This window comes from Halovenus salina, assembly GCF_026410925.1.
Classification (GTDB): domain Archaea; phylum Halobacteriota; class Halobacteria; order Halobacteriales; family Haloarculaceae; genus Halovenus; species Halovenus salina.
The window spans coordinates 89,106-107,294 of the sequence record NZ_CP112973.1 but is presented as its reverse complement, the minus strand read 5'-3'; the positions used below and the strand labels follow the sequence as shown (position 1 = coordinate 107,294).

At 54.4% G+C, this 18,189-nt stretch carries 11 protein-coding genes and 1 pseudogene; 6 read left to right on the top strand and 6 right to left on the bottom strand.

What is annotated here, in order from left to right:
* Nucleotides 1–315: 315 nt before the first annotated feature.
* Nucleotides 316–1,584: pseudogene (locus tag OSC37_RS17405) on the bottom strand (type B DNA-directed DNA polymerase); the annotation flags it as partial.
* Between the two features lie 60 nt (nucleotides 1,585–1,644).
* On the opposite strand from OSC37_RS17405, the gene OSC37_RS17400 reads away from it, so the two are divergent.
* The gene (locus tag OSC37_RS17400; RefSeq protein ID WP_368409595.1) at nucleotides 1,645–2,229 is read left to right on the top strand and encodes a DUF4367 domain-containing protein; all 585 of its coding nucleotides are present in this window, start codon (nucleotides 1,645–1,647) and stop codon (nucleotides 2,227–2,229) included.
* 347 nt (nucleotides 2,230–2,576) lie between these two features.
* Nucleotides 2,577–4,226, top strand: coding sequence for an ATP-binding protein (locus OSC37_RS17395; protein ID WP_267164225.1), 1,650 nt, complete (start codon nucleotides 2,577–2,579; stop codon nucleotides 4,224–4,226).
* 114 nt (nucleotides 4,227–4,340) lie between these two features.
* Here the strand turns inward: OSC37_RS17395 and OSC37_RS17390 are convergent, their stop codons facing one another.
* Together OSC37_RS17390 and OSC37_RS17385 are read right to left on the bottom strand one after the other, a co-directional pair.
* Entirely contained in the window at nucleotides 4,341–5,624 is a 1,284-nt protein-coding gene (locus OSC37_RS17390) for a hypothetical protein (RefSeq protein ID WP_267164224.1), read from the bottom strand.
* Between the two features lie 833 nt (nucleotides 5,625–6,457).
* Nucleotides 6,458–6,664, bottom strand: coding sequence for a hypothetical protein (locus tag OSC37_RS17385; protein ID WP_267164223.1), 207 nt, complete (start codon nucleotides 6,662–6,664; stop codon nucleotides 6,458–6,460).
* A 101-nt stretch (nucleotides 6,665–6,765) separates the two neighbouring features.
* Here OSC37_RS17385 and OSC37_RS17380 point away from each other — a divergent pair, with 101 nt between their 5' ends.
* The 3 genes from OSC37_RS17380 (at nucleotide 6,766) to OSC37_RS17370 (ending at nucleotide 11,606) form a co-directional block, all read left to right on the top strand.
* Nucleotides 6,766–7,167: a hypothetical protein gene (locus OSC37_RS17380; protein WP_267164222.1), complete on the top strand. Its 402-nt coding sequence runs from the start codon at nucleotides 6,766–6,768 to the stop codon at nucleotides 7,165–7,167.
* Between the two features lie 539 nt (nucleotides 7,168–7,706).
* Entirely contained in the window at nucleotides 7,707–8,774 is a 1,068-nt protein-coding gene (locus OSC37_RS17375; RefSeq protein ID WP_267164221.1) for a hemolysin family protein, read from the top strand.
* 288 nt (nucleotides 8,775–9,062) lie between these two features.
* Nucleotides 9,063–11,606 carry a PAS domain S-box protein gene (locus OSC37_RS17370; protein ID WP_267164220.1) on the top strand — a complete coding sequence of 848 codons (2,544 nt, stop codon included), beginning with the start codon at nucleotides 9,063–9,065 and terminating at the stop codon, nucleotides 11,604–11,606.
* Nucleotides 11,607–12,015: 409 nt separating this feature from the next.
* Here OSC37_RS17370 and OSC37_RS17365 read toward each other — a convergent pair whose 3' ends face one another.
* Together OSC37_RS17365 and OSC37_RS17360 are read right to left on the bottom strand one after the other, a co-directional pair.
* Complete coding sequence (locus OSC37_RS17365) at nucleotides 12,016–14,280, bottom strand: GAF domain-containing protein (RefSeq protein WP_267164342.1); 2,265 nt, start codon at nucleotides 14,278–14,280, stop codon at nucleotides 12,016–12,018.
* Nucleotides 14,281–14,534: 254 nt separating this feature from the next.
* The gene (locus tag OSC37_RS17360) at nucleotides 14,535–15,740 is read right to left on the bottom strand and encodes an FIST signal transduction protein (RefSeq protein ID WP_267164341.1); all 1,206 of its coding nucleotides are present in this window, start codon (nucleotides 15,738–15,740) and stop codon (nucleotides 14,535–14,537) included.
* Nucleotides 15,741–16,137: 397 nt separating this feature from the next.
* On the opposite strand from OSC37_RS17360, the gene OSC37_RS17355 reads away from it, so the two are divergent.
* Nucleotides 16,138–16,290 (top strand): DUF7837 family putative zinc-binding protein, encoded by a 153-nt coding sequence (locus tag OSC37_RS17355; RefSeq protein ID WP_267164340.1) that lies wholly within the window; start codon nucleotides 16,138–16,140, stop codon nucleotides 16,288–16,290.
* A gap of 383 nt (nucleotides 16,291–16,673) precedes the next feature.
* Here the strand turns inward: OSC37_RS17355 and OSC37_RS17350 are convergent, their stop codons facing one another.
* Nucleotides 16,674–18,176, bottom strand: coding sequence for a methyl-accepting chemotaxis protein (locus tag OSC37_RS17350; protein ID WP_267164339.1), 1,503 nt, complete (start codon nucleotides 18,174–18,176; stop codon nucleotides 16,674–16,676).
* Between the last annotated feature and the right edge of the window lie 13 nt (nucleotides 18,177–18,189).

The following is an 18,189-nucleotide window of genomic DNA, read 5'->3' as shown; positions in this document are numbered from 1 at the left end:
TTGACTTGCAGCAATCATTCAATAGTGGGCAGTCTGGGCACATCTTTCTGTGTTTCTTTATATTGGCCTAAATACTTGTTATAACGTTGTATACGGCTATTTCCTACTTGATGTAGGATATCCTTCTCTCTCCGTGGGCTAACCCCCTCCCCACCTTTGTGATGATTACGCGGAAACCCCCGGGGGCCCGGGTGTCACGAAGCCTGAGGAACTACTTTTCTCTTTTGTATCTGTTCATAACCTCGAACGATTCCCAAGTTCTGTTTCCAGTGTTAACCAACTCTTCTCGATCGAATGAATGGTCTGTTGGTTAATTCATTCACTACTCACGAACGTCGGCAACTCCGGGACCTGTATCTTTGAGAGTTCTTGACGAATCTCTAATTGATTCCAGCCCAATGGTGATAGGATACTTTCGACGGCTCTGATGAGTTCAGTCTCGTAATAGTCTGGATCGTATGTCTTGACTTCCTCGTGAGCCAGCATGACTCGTTCTCGCGAGGTTTTCTCGTCGTCAACGACTACGTACTCGATATCCTGTCCCGGGTGGATATTAAGGTCCTGGTCGCGAGACCGCTTCAGTGCCGCCACGTTCTGGGTATTCTGTGAGTATCCCTCCAGTGGTTTGGAAACGCGATTCCGTTCTACGAGGTCCTTGACTGGGATCGTTCCAACATGGAGGCGCGTGATAGCGTCCTGAACACGGTCAAGTACCGCCTCAGGCGTCCGGGTCGCGTCGAATCGTTCGAGACAGTCCCGTTGGACTGCTTTGATGAATTGCGGCGTCGAGCGCTGCCGGGCTTCGATACCTCTGATTTTGAATTCGTCTTCGTTAGCAACTTTTCCAAAATACTTCGTCAACGCGCCGGCGTTGCTCTCCCGCTGCGGGACGAACGCAACCCAGTCATAATGGGCTTCGTGTTCGAGTTGGATTTCGACATCCTCCGTAATTTCTGTCGCGAGCGCTTCGAGCTTCTCGCGGTCATCGTCGTCAATGTCGGGATTGGGGATCACCCAGATGGAATCGACGATCCCGTGGACGACACGCCAGCCGCCGGCCTCCAGACGCTGTTTTGTTTCCAACAAAATCTCGCGTGCGAACGCATTGATTGCCTCGTGACATTCGATCCGCCCGAACTTCGCATTGCTGAATCCTTGATATCCGAAGCAGGCGACGAGAATCCACTTCAGCGCACCCGACCGCCCCTCAAGTTCTGCAAGTCGGTCCTCGTCGGGATTGTCCTGACACTTCTCGTCACGGATGGTCGCTTTGATTTCATCGCGAGCATCGATGATGGGTTGGAGTACGTCGACGAGATAGCCGCGGTCGTCGCAAATCGAGTACCCAAGGCCCGGGACATCCTCGCGGTCGCTGTGGCAGTTGCATCGAATGACATCCGGCGAGACGTTCCGGGTGCAGATGATGTTCGGATAGAGACTCGAGAAGTCGAGTTCGTGGACATCCTCGTGGACGCCGACCTCGGGCGCGAAGATGAAGCCGCCGCGGTCGGCGTCGTGGAGCGTCCCCATCGGCTTGTAAAACTCGTGACGCCAAGAGTTCCACGGGACGAGTACGCCGGTATCGAGACAGTCGACGGCCAGGATGTCTACGTGCTTGAAGCGGTCCCCACGGACGCCCAGCAGATGGAAGACGCCGAGGGGACAGCGACGGTCTACGTTGACAGAGACACCTACTTCCCGGTGCAGGTGGTGAGCCAGACGAGTTCGGAAGACTTCGCCCACACCTCGACGGTCACCTACGAGAACATCACGCTCGACGTGGAGATCCCCGACGAGACCTTCGAACTCAACCTGCCTGACGATGTGAACGAACAGGAGACCAGCATGCCCGACGTGTCGAGACACGATAGCTACGACAGCCTCATCTCGGACACCAACCTCGCGGTGCCTTCGGCTGACCTGCCCAGCGACTTTAGATTCGACCGCGGTGTCGTCTTCGAGAACGACGACTACCACAGCGTATCGCTCACCTACACCGACGGCGAGGAGTCAGTCACCGTCACCGCGCGTGGAGAGGCAATCAGCAACGTCGACCACAGTGACTCCGACCGGTACGAGGCAGTCGATGTGGGTGACACGACAGGCTACGTCTACACCAATGACGACTTCCTCACACTCTATATCGAGGCCGATCAGCCCTACAGTATCTACGGCGAAATCGGCGAGGACACTGCTGTCAGCATCGCCGAGGCGATCGTCAACGGATAGCCCCGTTATTATTTTACTGTTCGGCAACTCTCCAATCTGTGTTTTTCGAGGCAAAGGGCCACTCGACTGAACCGCCGTTTCTGACTGTGAGAGTTCCCGATGCCACTTTTTATAACGCTCACAAATAACTTGTCGAAGCCCCCAATGATGCAGTTTTCTGGCCGTCACCCACGTTTGACCCGACGGCCGCTCCTCACTGGACACACAGCAGAGCTGATGACACCTGATAGCGCCCCGACCACAGCGTCACAGTGGTGTGATTGTGTTCTGGAACACCGAGGCCCGTCCGAAGGAGTGTCAGGTACGTTTCGACGAAAAATCGTCTCTACCCGTCTCAGCAAGTAACGATGGTAGTACTTGATAGTCTCCCCGTCGTTCTGGCCGACGCAGGGGCGACAGTGCTCTTGGGTGGTGTCTCCTGGACTGTCTTGCAGTCTCTGGACCGACCGAGTTCGCAGTCGTTTCTTGCTGTGCTCCTCACATTGACAGTCTGGGCGCTATTCGTGTCTGCTGAAGGTGTCGCACAGGTGTTGTCAGTCGGTCTGCTGACAAACGCGTTCGAACTCGGCCAGCTATTTCCGGTTGTTCTCATCCCTGGTCTCTGGACGATCTACGTCCTCTCGTACACGGGGCGTGGGCGAGGTCTGACACGCCGCCGCCTCGCAATGGTCGCCGGCCTCGTCGTCCCACCGGTCGGTGCGATGCTGGTTTCTTTCACCGGGCCGTCGCAGTCAGTTGCCGAAGGCGTTGCCGCGGCTGTGGTAGGAGTCGAACTGCTCTTTATTTCGGGTCTTGTGGTGTACTCAACGTATCGGCTGGTGTCACATGGGTGGAATCACCCTCGCATCACCAGGGGGCAGCTCGTGTTAGTGTGGATCGGGGTCGGTGCGCCGTATCTCTCCAGTGTGTTAAACGAGACCGAAAGCAAAGCTCTCACTGTCGGCTTCTTCGTCTCCGGTCTCTGTCTTGCCGTTGCAGTTTACCGGTATCCGGTGATGACACCGTTTCCGGAGGCTGACTATGTCACCCGCACACGCGTTGTCGAAGCGTTAGAAGAAATCGTCGTCGTCCTCGACTGGGACGGGCACATTCTTGATGTCAACTCGGCGGCGACGGAGACGTTCGGTCAGGCTGCCTCGACGATGATCGGCGACTCTGTCTCCACTCTCGCTGAGGGACTCTCACAGCGGGACCTCTCACCAGGTGCGACGGGAATTGTGACACTCCAGACGACTCACGGCCGTCGTCAGTTCCGGTTCAGCGTCTCAGTTGTCGAAGAAACGACCACCTCTGAGGACGATGGAGCGACACCGGTTGCAAGAACAGTGCTGTTGCGCGATATTACAGACGAGCAGACCAGAGAGCAGCGACTCACCGTTCTCAACCGTGTCCTCAGACACAACGTCCGGAACAAACTAGACGTAATCATGGCCCATGCTGAGGCTATGGATGACGACGAACACCACCAGACGATCCGTGAGACTGCGACAGAACTCGTTAACCGGACACAAAAGGCTCGACACGCCGAGAATAGCATGGCAGCGATTACCGACACCCCAGAACCGGCCGACGTAACTGCGGTTGCACGTGATGTGGCCCAGACCTACCGTCGCGAGCACCCGACAAGCGATATCTCGGTCACATGTCCCGACGAACTGCGCGTCACCACCCATCGAACGCTACTCGCCCGGGTCCTGGAAGAACTCGTCGACAACGCACTCACACACAGCGACAGGTCGGATCCACAGGTCGAAATCAGCGTTCACGAGAACGACGGCTCAGCAGTCGAACTAGTTGTCGCCGACAACGGCCCTGGAATTCCGGAGCGAGAACGGCAGATTCTGGCCGATGGCACTGAGACACAGGACGAACACCGGGTCGGGATCGGTCTCTGGTTCGTCCACTGGGCAGTTCTCCAATCCGGTGGAGAGTTGGAGTTCAGCGAGAACGAGCCGACTGGTAGTGTTGTAACTGTCCGCCTCTCTGAAGAGCGGTGAGATGAACTACTACAACAATTGCGCCACTCAAAAAGAGGGGCTGACACTGGGGGTGTGGGTGCCGTGGAATCTTTGCCCTTCGGGCTGGAAAGGAGGCCAAGGATACTCAGCTGTTCACTCTGGACCCTCCCAGCGGGCAACCTCACCAGTGGCACCATCGACAGTCGCGTAAACGAGAACTTCGTCGCCTTCTGGTTCCACACCTGTTTCAAGGGTCGTACCAGCACCGACCGGTTCATCGCTGTTCAGCGACCCGGCACGGGCGGTGAATGCACGGAGTCCTTCCTGTGGCTGCGCAACGAGTGTGTCCGCCTCCGTATCTGTGACGACCTCAATCGTCAACTCCCCGACGTTGCCAGCATCAGGTGACTCGTAGCTGAATGACAGTGCATCCTCTGGAACTGCCTGACTCGCTGTTGTTTCCGATAACTCGTCTGTGGGCACAGACTGCGTCACGAGTTTACCGGCCGCGCCCTGGTCGTTGACCGCAAAGACCGTCACCACATCACCGGCTGGATCGACCGGTGCCACGATATTGGCACCTGCCCTGATCGGTCCATCTTGTGGCTGGAACTCGTTCCCTCCACCGGAGTCAGCTTCGAGTCGGATTGCCGCCGCCTCCGTTTCCTCAGTAACCGTTACCCAGAGTTGACCCAGCCCTGACTCGCTGCGCGGTGGCTCGTACTGAAATTTCAGTGTGTCTGGCGGCACCAGTTCTGCAGCCGCAGCCTGCGAGAGTTCTTGATCCGGCGTGTCTTCCGAGAGTTGTTCGACATCATAAGTCCCAGTTGCGGTGATACGATCAGTACTCACATCGACTGATCTCGAGTTATCGAGGGCCGCTGTCCCGAACGACATTTCGATTTCTTCTTTCCTGTCTTCACCGAGGTCGGCTGCGGCAAGTGCGAACTGCGACTCGAATGTGTCTCCGCTCGCGTCAAAATTCACTGCCGCGACCATATTCTCGCCAGAGCGCGGCCTGAACTGCGGTTCAGTGTTGGGCTGGAAGTCCCCAAACAGTTGCTCACTTGTCGCTGACCCGAACTGACCGACAACGAGATCGCCAGATCCGGCCTCTTTGAGTAGTTCCGTCGCATTTTCATTCGTCTCGAAGATTCGGGGCTGGTTCCCGTCTCCGGCAGCAATTGTCTGTTCGAGTCGGCTGATATCTGGCCCAACGATGACTGTCTCGTCTGCGACTGCTACTGCAGGGGGATCGTTCACTGAATCGGGAACTTCGACAGGTTCGTACTGGTCGTATCCTCGTACTGTGCCGGTTTGCTCGTGAGCAACACCAAACGTTTGGTCTGTGGCCTCGGTCAATCGTTCGTGCAACTGGTCGGTTGCAAAGGAGCCCTCGGCGATTATGACCCGATTTGTGACAGTGACCTCGCTCACCGTCGAATCTGACGTGGCTTGGGAACTCACCGCCTGGGCAAGCCCAGCAAAGGAAAGAGATAATTGGCCAACTCCGACAGCCGCCCCGCCTATCACGAGCGGATACAGAGCCAGCGGGTCATCAAGGGGCGGGCTAGAAGAGCCATTAGAGCCAGTGACACCGTTTTCTGGAAGGTTGTCTAGATTGGCGTACGCAAAAAATAGTCCGCTTTGATTCGTCGTCAGCCACTGGCCGTATGGCAGGTCGCTCGCCGGAGCAAACGAGTCTGTCGAAGGGTCGTCGGTTGGAGTATCCTCAGTTGGAGTGTCATCAGTCGGGGTGTTATCGGTTGGAGTGTCATTTGCTTCTTGATCGTCATCACTGCTGCACCCGGCCAGTGCTGCTGTCAGGGCGCCCATCCCAAGTAGGAATCGGCGTCGACTCTGATTCATCTGTGTCGCACTGTCGTCGTTGTTGGGGGCAAAGCGTGGGGACATACTGTGAGGGCTCTCTAAGTGAAATAAGTCCTATTTCCTAAAGAGATGTTTAGCACTGTTTCACACCAAGCAACAGTTTACAAAAAAATAGCAACTAGGACGCGGACGAGACGGTTTAGTTAGTCTCACTACCGGTTAAGAAACACTTTCCTGCTATGAGCGATACCAGACGGGATTCCATCGTTTCAGAATAGCGGTACCAGCCGTTGCAAAAGCAATACTCACGAGCAAAACGATAGTAGCGTTCGTCCATCGTTGTATTCCAGTCATGTCAGTTCGATACCACGCGAATACGGCGACGGTGATCCCGGTAACGACGATACTCACAGTCTCGTCTCTGCTTAATCCGGTCATCATTACAACCCCTTGTCTGAATATCCGCGGCTGTACAGTGCCCATCCGACTGCCGCGACCGCGACGATAATACCGATAACCGTGGGGAAAGTAGTGATAGCGCCGCTAAATGACCGCCCGAAGAACAGGTAACCGACGCCGGCAATCACTGCAACAGTAGCGCCAATGGTTCTGACTGCTGCTGACTGCGAGCGACCTGCGCCGGGCATACGTGCTCAACGTTCTGATACAGTGTTAAATCCAAGGGCGGGTTGTGGGGGCTGAAACTGTCCCGCGCGTTCCTTTATCAACCCCTGCTTATGCGCTGTCGATGGGCGAATCACCGTCCCTTCGCAATCAACTGCGTGCTGACCTGACAGACAACCAGTGGGTGACGGTAACAGCGATTGGACTCGCACTGGTGGCGTTCGTGCTGGTGTCACTCGATAGTAGTCCACTTCCTGTATCAATCGATTTCGGTGCAGAGTTCCTACTGTCATTGAGTTTGATGGACATGGCGTTTGCCTATGACGACTACTGGCCTGTTGAGTACAGGCCGATGCACGCGGTCATGTGGACGCTTCTGTTTGGGGCAGTCACGACGGTCGTCTTCCTGGGCGTCTACGAACTTGGACTGTCGCAAGTTAAAAATACGACCGCGAGTATCGCGGCGTTCTTGATAACCGTCGGGCTACAGTTTGGGAGTGCAATTCTGTACGCCCGCAATCGTTGACGACGCCTACTTTCGCGTGTATCTCTATTCCCGATAACGCCATGATAAAGCGTGACCTAGAACGCTTCGCACGGACTGTCTATCCAACTCTTGTCAAGGGCTGTGCACAGCGCTATTGAGTGAATGACGACTTGTTTAGTTTCCGGTACTAAAGTATCTAGCGGATGGCACAAGCGGGGCTATACACATCGGATTTCGAGTGAAACTCGGGGAATCTATTACGACTTATCGAATAACTCGGTACTAGCGCGTTCCACTCGGTACGCGGGGTGTCACCCAACACCGAACACGCCGGAAACGAGGTGTGTGGTCAGCGTGGGGCATTGCAGCCTTATGTAACGATCCGTCCGAGTAAGAGTGATGTTTGTTACATAAGAACTGTCTACTGTCGCAGGTTCTCGCGGAGTCACCTATCAGTCTTCCACTAGAACTGCAGTGCAAGATGGACAGCACGAGTCTTGCAGTCTGGCAGATAAAACGACAGTGTTTCTCTTCTGATTTGGACACTATCTTATGTCCGGTACTAGTATGGCCAGCCGATGGAACCGCTTGAAATCGGTTTGCGGATTCTTGGTGGTATCATCCTGATCGGGGTGAACGCCTATTTCGTTGCAGTCGAATTTGCGCTGACCCGTGTGAGACAGTTCCCGAAATCGGAGTTCAACACGCCCGGGCTTGAACTCGCGTGGGAGATGACCAACGATTTGGAGTTCTATCTGACGACGTGCCAAGTCTGGATTTCCGGAACGAGTATCGCGCTGGGTATTATTGCTGAACCCGGACTGGCAGCGCTCTTTGAACCGCTGTTTGCGAACACCACGCTTGCCTCAGTCGGCGCTGGCTCGCTCCTTGGATTCCTGATTATCAATTTAGTCCATCTCACACACGGCGAGCAAACGCCAACATATCTTGGCGTCGAACGTTCCAAACAAGTTGCCCGCTACGGGGCCCGACCGCTATACTGGTTCGCCAAAATACTTGCTCCGGCTATCTGGGTTGGGGACTCGATTGCAAAGGCAACACTGGGACTGTTCGGCATCAAAATGACCCAATCATGGACAGAAACCAATGAGGAAATCATCGAGACTCGGGCAGAACTCCGAAACAAGCTTGGGTCGGTACTTGAAGAAGGCGAGTTGCCAGATGAACGCCGTGAGGAAATTATGAATGCCTTGACTATCGGCGAACAGTCGGTGAGAGAGGTTATGATTGCCCGTGAAGACATCGTGGCACTCTCAACCGAGGACGATCCCGAATCGAACTTTCAGAAGTTAGAAGAGCATCCCCACACGCGGTATCCACTGATTGGTGAGGATCTGACCGAGTTCCGCGGTGTCGTCTACAGTCCGGCCCTCTTTAATCACCGTGAGAACCTGTCCAGCGACAACGCTGCATTCACTGACCTCGCGGCACCGACAATGACACTCTCGCCCGATACTGACGTGAGCGATGCGATCGATCAGTTCCAGACAGAGCGCCAAGAGCTTGCGCTTGTAATCGAAGACGGCGAGGTAGTTGGACTCGTAACGGTCACTGATCTTCTTGAGACAATTATTGGCGATATCGAAGATCCACTTGACCAAGACGACCCAGCTGTCCTCGATTAGAGAAGATGGCTACGGAGGGCGGATAGAATTGGATTCACAATCCAATGCTCGGAGTGGCTAAGCAAACTCACTTCTTGCAAGAGTGTTCTGACACGCTGCATTCACCCTCTACATCTACCAGTTGACGAATTCATGTGTCTACGCCTCGGTAGACTGGCGAGTGATAGATACTGGGCGCGAATTGCTCGCTACCTTGCTGATGGCGAATCCTGTGAGTTCCGAACGCGCCACTTTATTCATCAGTAAGTTAATCAGTGCAAGGGCTGTACGGGTGAGAAGGTGATATAGATGGCTGATGAGAACAATGAGGAAGTGGATATTTTCAAATTAGCCTACAACTCTGCAGCCGCTGGCATCGCAGTCGCGGATTTACAGGGCACCCTCTGCAAGGTGAATCCTGCATTCCTTGAGATGTGGGGATACGAAGACGAAGACGAGGTTGTCGATCGGTCAGCGAGCGAATTTCATCCCGATCAAAAAAAGGCAAACTCAGTAGCCAATGAAGTTCTTGAAAATGGCGAGTGGGAGGGAGAAATCCTTGCGGAAAGAAAAGACGGAACAACATTCCCTGTCCATGTCTCAGCCAGTCGCGTGACGGACGAGAATGAAGACCCAGCCTACATCATGTCTTCATTTGTGGACATCTCTGAACGGGTAGCGCGAGAGAGAGAACTCAAATCCAGAACACGCGCAATTGAAGCTGCTCCAATTGGTGTTGCTCTCTCAGACCCTCACCAGAAAGATAATCCACTCACGTATGTCAATGAGCGATTTGAAGAGATGACAGGCTATGCCGCCGAAGAAGTTACCGGTCGCAATTGTCGATTCCTCCAGGGGGAACAAACTGATGAGAAACCAGTCTCGGAAATGCGCGATGCCGTTGATGCGGGTGAATCAGTAACAGTTGAACTGCGCAACTACCGCAAAAATGGCGAACAGTTCTGGAATCGTGTCTCGATAGCACCAGTACAAACCGAGAATGGACTCTCACACTTTGTCGGATTTCAACAGGACATCACCGAACGGAAAAGATACGAGCAGGAACTTGAACGAACCACCCAGTTCTTGACCGACACAGAGAACGTCGGACAGGTCGGTGGATGGGAAGTCAACCTGCAGCACGGGACGATGCAGTGGTCCGACGAACTGTATCGTATCCACGGACTGCCGTTGGATGCGGAGCCAACACCGGAGGAGGGGATCGAGTTCTACCATCCAGACGACAGAGACACGATCAGGGAGGCCTTCGACCGTCTCACTTCTGAGGGTGAACCGTACGACTTAGAGTTGCGGATTGTCACAGCGGAGGGCGAGGTGCGCTGGGTTCACACGCGGGGAGAGCCACGCTACGAGGATGACGAAATCGTCGCTGTCCACGGAACTCTCCAAGACATTACCGAGCGCAAAGAACGCGAGCAGGAACTAAACCGTTCCCAACAGATAATCAAGAATTCGACCGATATCGCTACGATTATCGACCCAGAGGGGACAATCACGTATGTCAGTCCCGCCGTCCAGGACGTGCTGGGCTACGAACCGGATGAGCTAATAGGAACCGACGGGTTCGGGTATCAACCGCAGGAAACCAGTGCGGCCGTTGCCGAGGCCATCGAACACGTCCTCGAAAACCCCGCCGAAACGAAGACCGTCCAAACGCAGTTTCGGCGGGCCGACGGGTCGTGGGCCTGGATCGAATCAACGCTGCGAAACCGTGTTAACGACGACGTGATTGGGGGAATTTTGATCAGCAGCCGCGACATCACCGAACGCAAGGAACGCGAACAGAAATTACAGCGGGACAGGGTGTTCCTCGAACGGTCGCCGGCAGCCATTACCGTCCTCGACGAGGCGGGGGTGATCAAGTATCAATCCCCAACAAGTGAGAGAGTGTTTGGACATCCTGCCGAGGAACTGAAGGACGATCTGGCCTTCGAATACATGCATCCTGAGGACCGAGATTCGGTCGTCGAAAAGTTCACCAACCTCGTTGACGGCTCGGGCGGGAGCAGAACTGCCGAGTATCGTCTTAACGATGGCGATGGCAACTGGCGGTGGATACAGTCGTCGGCCACTTACTACCTCGACGAACCGGTAATCGACGGTATCCTCGTCGCCAGCGTCGACATCTCGGAACGGAAAGAAGTCGAACAGCGTCTTACACGTCAGCGCGACAATCTCGAAGTCCTCAACAAGGTGCTGCGTCACGACATTCGCAACGACCTGCAACTGGTCTTGACCTACGCCGAGACGCTCGACCACAGCCTCGAAACGAACAAGGAGTATGTCGACGAGATATTGACCAGTGTACGAAGTGCCATCGACCTCACCACAAGGGCGAAAACTGTCGCTGACGTGATGCTTGGTGCCCAGACTGAACTAGACCATTTCGACCTCCGAAACGTGCTGAGCCAAGAGATTACCGACACGCGGGACTCGTACGAAAACGCACTCATTACGACTGACGGGACAATTCCAAGCGTCAAGGTACCGGGGGACGAGATGATCGGGTCCGTGTTCAGGAACCTCATCACGAACGCCATCGAGCACAACGACAAGGATACACCGAAAGTAACCGTCTCAGCTCACGAGGCGGACGGCAACGTCGAGGTTTGCGTGGCCGACAATGGACCGGGGATTTCCGACGAGCGCAGGACGGAAATCTTCGAGGAAGGCAAGAAGGGGCTCGACAGTTCCGGGACGGGGTTAGGCCTGTATCTGGTGCAGACGCTCGTCAACCGGTATGGGGGCGAAGTGAGGATAGGGGATAGCGAGCCGGACGGTGCCGAGTTTGTCGTCCAGTTGCCGACCATTGGCTCCAGACGTGACGACTGACCGAATTGTAGACGGACGAGCGTAGCGGCACCTCCTTGGTCACTGTACTCGAATGGTTGGCCAAACCGGACCGGGTGGGGTAGTGGGTTGCGGACAGCGTATCGCTGAGCGCTCATCCAGCGGCGCAAGGTCAGGCCGCGCTGATGAGACCTCACTCTCTATCAGCACGCTCGTTAAACCTACTACCATCTGAGGATTTCAACAGAGCCGTATTGGTCGAAACTTTGTGCAAGACTCGCGCTATGGCGCTACAGCTCCAGCTCTGAGCTCTGGCTCTATATCTTGCACGCCAGTTAGTGGCAATATCACATTATTCGGACTTCCGAGAAGGTGGAGAAATGAGACAAAAACAGTTATGCGATTCTCGGAAAACTGTTAATTTCATCCCGTTCCCGCTCCCTCTGGCGAATTAATTTTGAACGTGCAACGGGCCACCGAAGGTAATACTCGCAGTGGTTCCATCGGTGGTCTCGAACTCGATTGTCGCTCCAGAATACTCGATCACTCGGTCGATAATCCAGAGACCAACCCCGCTGCCGTGTTTCAGTGCGGACTCACCGTGTTCGTCGAGAACCTTGAGTTCGTACGGATCGATGCCGGGGCCGTTATCGCTGATTTCGATCGTCGGGCCCTCAGGTTGCTGTCTAACAACGGTCTCGACACGGGGAGTGGCGTTGTCATTGTGCTCGAATCCGTTCCGGATCAAATGGCGGATCGCAATCCCGAGTTGAGGGTGGGCGGTTACGTCGGGCGTCCCTTCGATGTGTGAGATCAGTTCCCCGTCGGGGAATTCCTCGTCAACGGCTGTTGCCGCCGTTCGAACCGCCGGACCCAGCGAGACAGTCGCCATCTGGTCTCTGTTCTTGACGACCTCGCGCATTTCACGGGCATGCACCGATGTCTGTTCCAGTTGCTCACAGTTGTCGACGATCTGCTGTGCATGCTCCGAGATGGGCTCCTCTGTCTCGTCGATAATCGTGTTCGCATAACTCAAAATCGGGGTCAGCTTGTTCCGCACGTTGTGTCGCAGGATGCGTGCGATGACCTGATCAAGCAAATCAATATCCTGTCTGCTGTCGATCACTTTAGCGATAGCTTCGAGATTTGTCGCAAGAATCTCGAGAATCTCAGCATCGAGTTTGGTAAAGCTGTCCTTGTACGTTGATGCGGCCGTGAGGATTCCAAAGTCGCCGATCGGAACGGTGATTTCTCCCTTGATCGGTGTCTCGGGATTGTGCGTCTTATCCAGTTCCGACACGTCCGAGATGACGGATGTCGTACCCTCAGTGAACGTTTCCCACGCGATACTGCTCCCTTTCGAGAAGGCTGGCTGCTCACCAACCAACTCGGCTGCCTGCGCCGTGTGATAGATTGGTTGGAGCTGTTGGTTTGTTGGCTGGTACTTCCAGACGCCTGCAATCGGTAGGTCCAGTATCTCGGGAATCTCTTTGAGCACCAGTTCAGCCATCTCCTCGTGTGTATCAGCGTGCAGGGCATCCCTGATTGCCGCTTGGACAGCCTTCAGTCCCTCTTCATTGACCGTCCGGTCGAGTGCAATTTCGACCAGTTGGCTCAGTAACCGGAGAAAATACACGTCCCGGTCGCCAAACTCATTTGGCTCGAATGCCGACGTGATCAGGACGCCGTGTCCTCCAATCGGTAGAATAACAGCACTTCGCGTGGGTGTCCCCTCACTCGGAAGTGCTCCGTCGAACTGGCGCGTGTCGTCAATTCGAACGGGCTCACGGTTCTCGTAGGCCTGCCACACGACAGTCTCTCGATCGGTGTATCCTGCTGGTTCGCCGCCCAACTCTTTCCGTATCCGGTCGGTGACCGCAATCGGTTCGAGTGCTTCAGACTCTCTTTGGTACAGATGGATGCCGGCCGCCGAGTACCCGAGAACCGACTCGATCGTCTCAACTGCGTGTGTACAGACCTGTTGACGCGACTGCTTACCGAGGAGATCTTGTGTTGCGTCGTACAGTTCTTCGAGTGTCTGTTCTCGCTCTTTTTGTTCGGTGATATTGACGTAGACTCCAAAGTATTCTAAGTATTCTGTTTGTTCGCTTGCTGTGACTGGAACGCCACTGAACAGAAAGTGGCCGATTCCGGTGACAGTTTCCCGTTGGAGTTTCTTCTTGAGCGGGTTGCCCTGGTCGAGTGCCTTGACGAGTGCCGCTGTATTGGCCGACTGGCTCTCAGGAAGAATAAGCTCGTTGAGATCCTGGCCGCGGATCGACTTCTCATCGCTGACAAACGTCTCCTCGAACGCCTTGTTGGCATGGACGACGTGTTCGGTTCCGTCCTCGACAACGACGTTGACGACTGGTTCTGGAATCGCATCGAACACCGCCTGGAACCGATCTCGCTGCTTCCTAAGTCGCTGTTCGGTCACAGTCGACTGACAGGCCTGTGCCAGTTTCTCGTTTAGCGGGGCAAGTGCGGCCATCGTTTCGGATTCGATTCCCCCGCCACGCTTTCCGAGGACAATCACTCCAAACTCGGGGAGTTCCATAAGGTAATACTCGCTCGTGTCATCAACTTGCTCAGCGATTGGTAGCGTCTCATTCAGAAAGTACGACACACCGCTGCTTTCGACTGTTGCCCAGTCTTCGTCACCTCCTTGAAGATCCTGACTGCTTGCACCTGAACGACCAGATGACGTCTCAGACACCTGAACGAGTCCTCTCAGCCGGTTACGCGCCCTCTGGAACAGTTCGTTTCGATCCGGATTGGCTGGAATCGAGGTGACAAGTGACAGTCTATTTTTATTTTCTGTACCGGTAATTCGAAAGACAGCACCAACCGAACAATTCAGTTTCTGCAGGTATGCGCCAAGTGCCCTGTCGGCTGTCGTTTCGAGTGCTTTTCGAGGCTCGATGCTGAGAGAAATTTCGTACAGCGTCTGTATCCGCTGTTGTCGTGAAGTCATACGTTATCGACCGCACCGACGACGGCTGTCTTGTTGTAGTAATCCAAGTGCCCGGAGCCGTCATTGGCGATCTCGCCAATGGTCAGTGCACCCACCAGTGGGGTCTCGTCTGTTCTCACGCCCTCGAGTTCGTGCTCGAAATTCTCTTCTAAATAAAGCACCCGCGAGATGCAATCAAAAAAGAACAGACCCTCTGGATTGCCCATCTCGGCCCCCGTGTCGTCTTTTGCTTGCTTTGCCGCCTGTATCAACGATTCTGGTTGGCCCTCGAGAATGTGGACAAACTCTCCTTCAGGCACGTCGCCAAAACAGTTGAGTCCATCATTGTCGGTTACCTCGAACGGGTCACGGACGATCTGTTCTCCATCTATCCGGGCAATTCCAAACGGATAGCCTTTCGCGACCTCAAAAAAGCTTTCTTCGGTCACTCGTGTCGAGGAATGCTTGTTGACTGTCTCTTTGTACACGGAAAACGCTGGGTTACCGTCGAGAGTGTGTACTGTTGGCCCGTCCGAGTCAGTCACTCTAAACGGACCTGCAACCTCTTGCCAGCCGTGTTTGACGCCGATTTCCATCGGGGATTCAACTGCAGCGACGACAGCACTGTCTTCAAGCACGCCGTCGTTAGTGAACAGACACGGTTTCTGTTCCATCTCTAGGGTTCCAGCACCACCGCCGATGTAGTTGAGTTCGACGCTGTAGGTCCGGAACAGCGACTCGACGAACTGCTCTACCCCCGTGGCGTAAGCATCAACGAATACAAATCCAGTGTCGTATCCCTCAACCGGGAGATCAGGATCAAGGTGTGAGGCGTACTCCTGTTCAGCGGTGCTCAGGTCGGGCACCGTTGTCACGTTCGGTTCCGTTGCCAGTCCACAGATGACGGCACCGGTCTCCTTTTTTTCTCCACGAAAAATAAGTTCCGGGAATATCCCTCCAAAAACGGGGATATCAAGCGTCTGCAAGAAGGGTTCGACCGACGGATCGAGGGAATCAGCTGGAGCAGCAAAGATTGCGAGACCTTCGACTCCGCTTGCTGATGCTATCGCATTCCCTTCCTGTTCGATCAGATCGGTCGTTTCAGTGTACTCGATCTCCATACACAATCCATGCTCTTGCAAGAAAATACCTTTTCTCATAGAAAGAGATCTGACTGTGCTTCTCGCACAAACGATTAGTGTGGGTGTTATGGAACAGTTCACATACCCACTCTTTATTCAGCACCGTCGCAAAACCACCTCATCGATAGTGGGCTTCAACAGGCCCATTTGATCACAAGCCTACTGGGGAATCCGATACCGAACAATTTCTTCAGCGCGACAGTCGGGACATTCCGCCGCATCAGGATCAAGACTTGTTCCACACTGACGGCACTCCACGACGACGTCGATTTGGTTGCCCGGGAGCAATCGCTTGAGGACGCCCCGTACGCTCACGATTGTGACTGTTCTGACGGCAGCGAATTAATTCTACCGGCCAGTCGGGTGCCCGTGCATCGGAAATTCGGTATCCCTGTACGACAAAGCACCAACGCTTACTATCACGGTCAACCTACTGGGAGGTGGAAGGACACTGTCACACGCTCCTTCCCCCCTTTAGATGTCCGACGACACGCAACTCCTCGGTCACTGCCCGAACTGTGATGCGGCGATTCCCGAAGCGTGGCTCCTCGTCAAATATACGAAAGACAATGGTGCGACCGGCATCTGGGCGGAGTGTCCCGACTGTGGGACAGTCGTCGCCCCTGCGTGACTGCGGTTCCTCCTGGCTGTCAGTCTGACCGGAACTGTGTGGTAGAGACGATTTTTCACACCCCCTGCGTGTCTAGAACCGTTCACAACTTCTCAGTAGAGATGTGAACTGACCGCAGAAGAAACTACCTGATAAAATGGTCTTTGAAATGGTATGCAAGACACAATACGTGAGTCTTGCACAAGAACCTGATTAACTCAGGGAGACGTGAAAGTTGCATCTGCAGAAACGACGGTGGTCAGAACAAAACAGAGCAACCGTTGAGTGAGTCAGTTCTTGTCAATAGAGGACCTGGCGGCTATAATTCCGAAACAGGCAGTCCTTTCTCGTCCACTTAGAAGTACGTTATCACATATAAATCATGAGCTTGGCAGTGAAACACATCAGTCGTCACTCGTGGCTGCTTCCGCACCAGTGTTGAGATTCGCATCGGTTGTCTCGACACTGAACGTAGCTAATTGGTCAGTCAGACTGCTCGTTCGCTGGTCCAGTTTATTTGTCCGTTTGAGAACCTGAGTAGTAGCCTGAAGCTGATTATCAGCCTTCGTTTCGAGACGTTCGGTCTGTGTGGCGATAGTTTGGCTTTCGTCTGCGACTGTGTCGATCCGAGCAACGACGTTCTGGGCTGTCTGTGCCTGTGAATCGGTCGCGTCGTCAATCTCTTCAATTCCAGCGCTCAGCGCCGCTGTTTTGTCTGCCATGGTATCGAATGCCTCCACTGCAGTGGTCACAGCCCCGACACTGTCTTCGATCTGTGTCTGGACGTGTTCGACATCTCGCACTGTCGTGTCCATTTGATCACGGGCGTCGTCGATAATCACCTCGATTCGGTCTGCCGACTCGCGTGTTTCGTCTGCGAGCGTCTTTATTTCGTCTGCGACAACCCCGAATCCAGAGCCTGCGTGCCCGGCACGTGCTGCTTCGATCGACGCGTTCAATGCGAGCATGTTCGTCTGCTCGGTAATCTCAGTGATGAGTTCGACAATCTCCGCGATATCGTCGAACTGCGACTCAAGTTCACGCACCGCTTCGACGGTCTCGACCGTTCGTTCCTGGACGTCTTCTAGTTGGTCCCGACTCTGGCTCGCTTCTTTTCGGCCCTTGTTCCCGATTTCAGCCGTCTCAGTGGCTTGCTCTGCGATTGTTGTCGTCTGACTAGCCACCTCTTCGACCGTTGCAGAAAGCTGCTGAAGATCAGCAGCAACGTCGTCGAGATGGTCTCGTTGACGTTCTGTTCCTGTCGCAATCTCTGTCATTGAGGTCTGAATATCATCAAGTTCGGCCTTGACCGAACCTACATCACCCTGCACGCCGTCACTTGTCATGTCAACACCGTCTGCAAACGAGCGAATGTCACCGATGGTCGTTTCGAAGGTTGCTACCATTTGGTTGAACGACTCGGCAATTGAGCGCAGGTCGTCGTTGTCTATACCAGTATCCACCCGCACAGTTAACTCTCCGTCCGCCGCACGTTCCATTGCTGTACTCAATTCCTCGTCTAATTCAGTGAGTAACTGGTTGAGTTCTGCTCGGGCTTCCTTTGCTCGTTGTTCGGCTTTATTAGCGTCTTGTTGTCTTTTCTCTGCATTCTCGCGCTGTGTTTCACTTTCCTTAATACGTGATTTCAGCCGTTTGCGGGTCGTGTCGAGCGTCCGGAACATCTGTCCTACTTCGTCTTTTCGATCGGAAGAAATCTCACGATTGAGGTCACCGTCAGCGATTGCCTCCATTTCGGTCACCAATTGGTCGACTTCTCCAGCAATCCGATACGAGACAATGCCAATCACACCGGCAGTGAGGACAGTGGCTCCGAGCGTCACCAACGATAAAGGCAGGTTTCCGACGACGAGATAACTCACAACTGCGACTGAACTACCTGAAATCATCACGACCACTGCG

Excerpts from the sequence above, each read along its gene's own strand:
- OSC37_RS17395 (WP_267164225.1), top strand. The coding sequence starts at position 2,577 with ATGGTAGTACTTGATAGTCTCCCCGTCGTTCTGGCCGACGCAGGGGCG.
- OSC37_RS17400 (WP_368409595.1), top strand. The coding sequence starts at position 1,645 with ATGGAAGACGCCGAGGGGACAGCGACGGTCTACGTTGACAGAGACACC.
- OSC37_RS17370 (WP_267164220.1), top strand. The coding sequence starts at position 9,063 with ATGGCTGATGAGAACAATGAGGAAGTGGATATTTTCAAATTAGCCTAC.
- OSC37_RS17385 (WP_267164223.1), bottom strand. The coding sequence starts at position 6,664 with ATGCCCGGCGCAGGTCGCTCGCAGTCAGCAGCAGTCAGAACCATTGGC.
- OSC37_RS17380 (WP_267164222.1), top strand. The coding sequence starts at position 6,766 with ATGGGCGAATCACCGTCCCTTCGCAATCAACTGCGTGCTGACCTGACA.
- OSC37_RS17350 (WP_267164339.1), bottom strand. The coding sequence starts at position 18,176 with ATGATTTCAGGTAGTTCAGTCGCAGTTGTGAGTTATCTCGTCGTCGGA.
- OSC37_RS17375 (WP_267164221.1), top strand. The coding sequence starts at position 7,707 with ATGGAACCGCTTGAAATCGGTTTGCGGATTCTTGGTGGTATCATCCTG.
- OSC37_RS17355 (WP_267164340.1), top strand. The coding sequence starts at position 16,138 with ATGTCCGACGACACGCAACTCCTCGGTCACTGCCCGAACTGTGATGCG.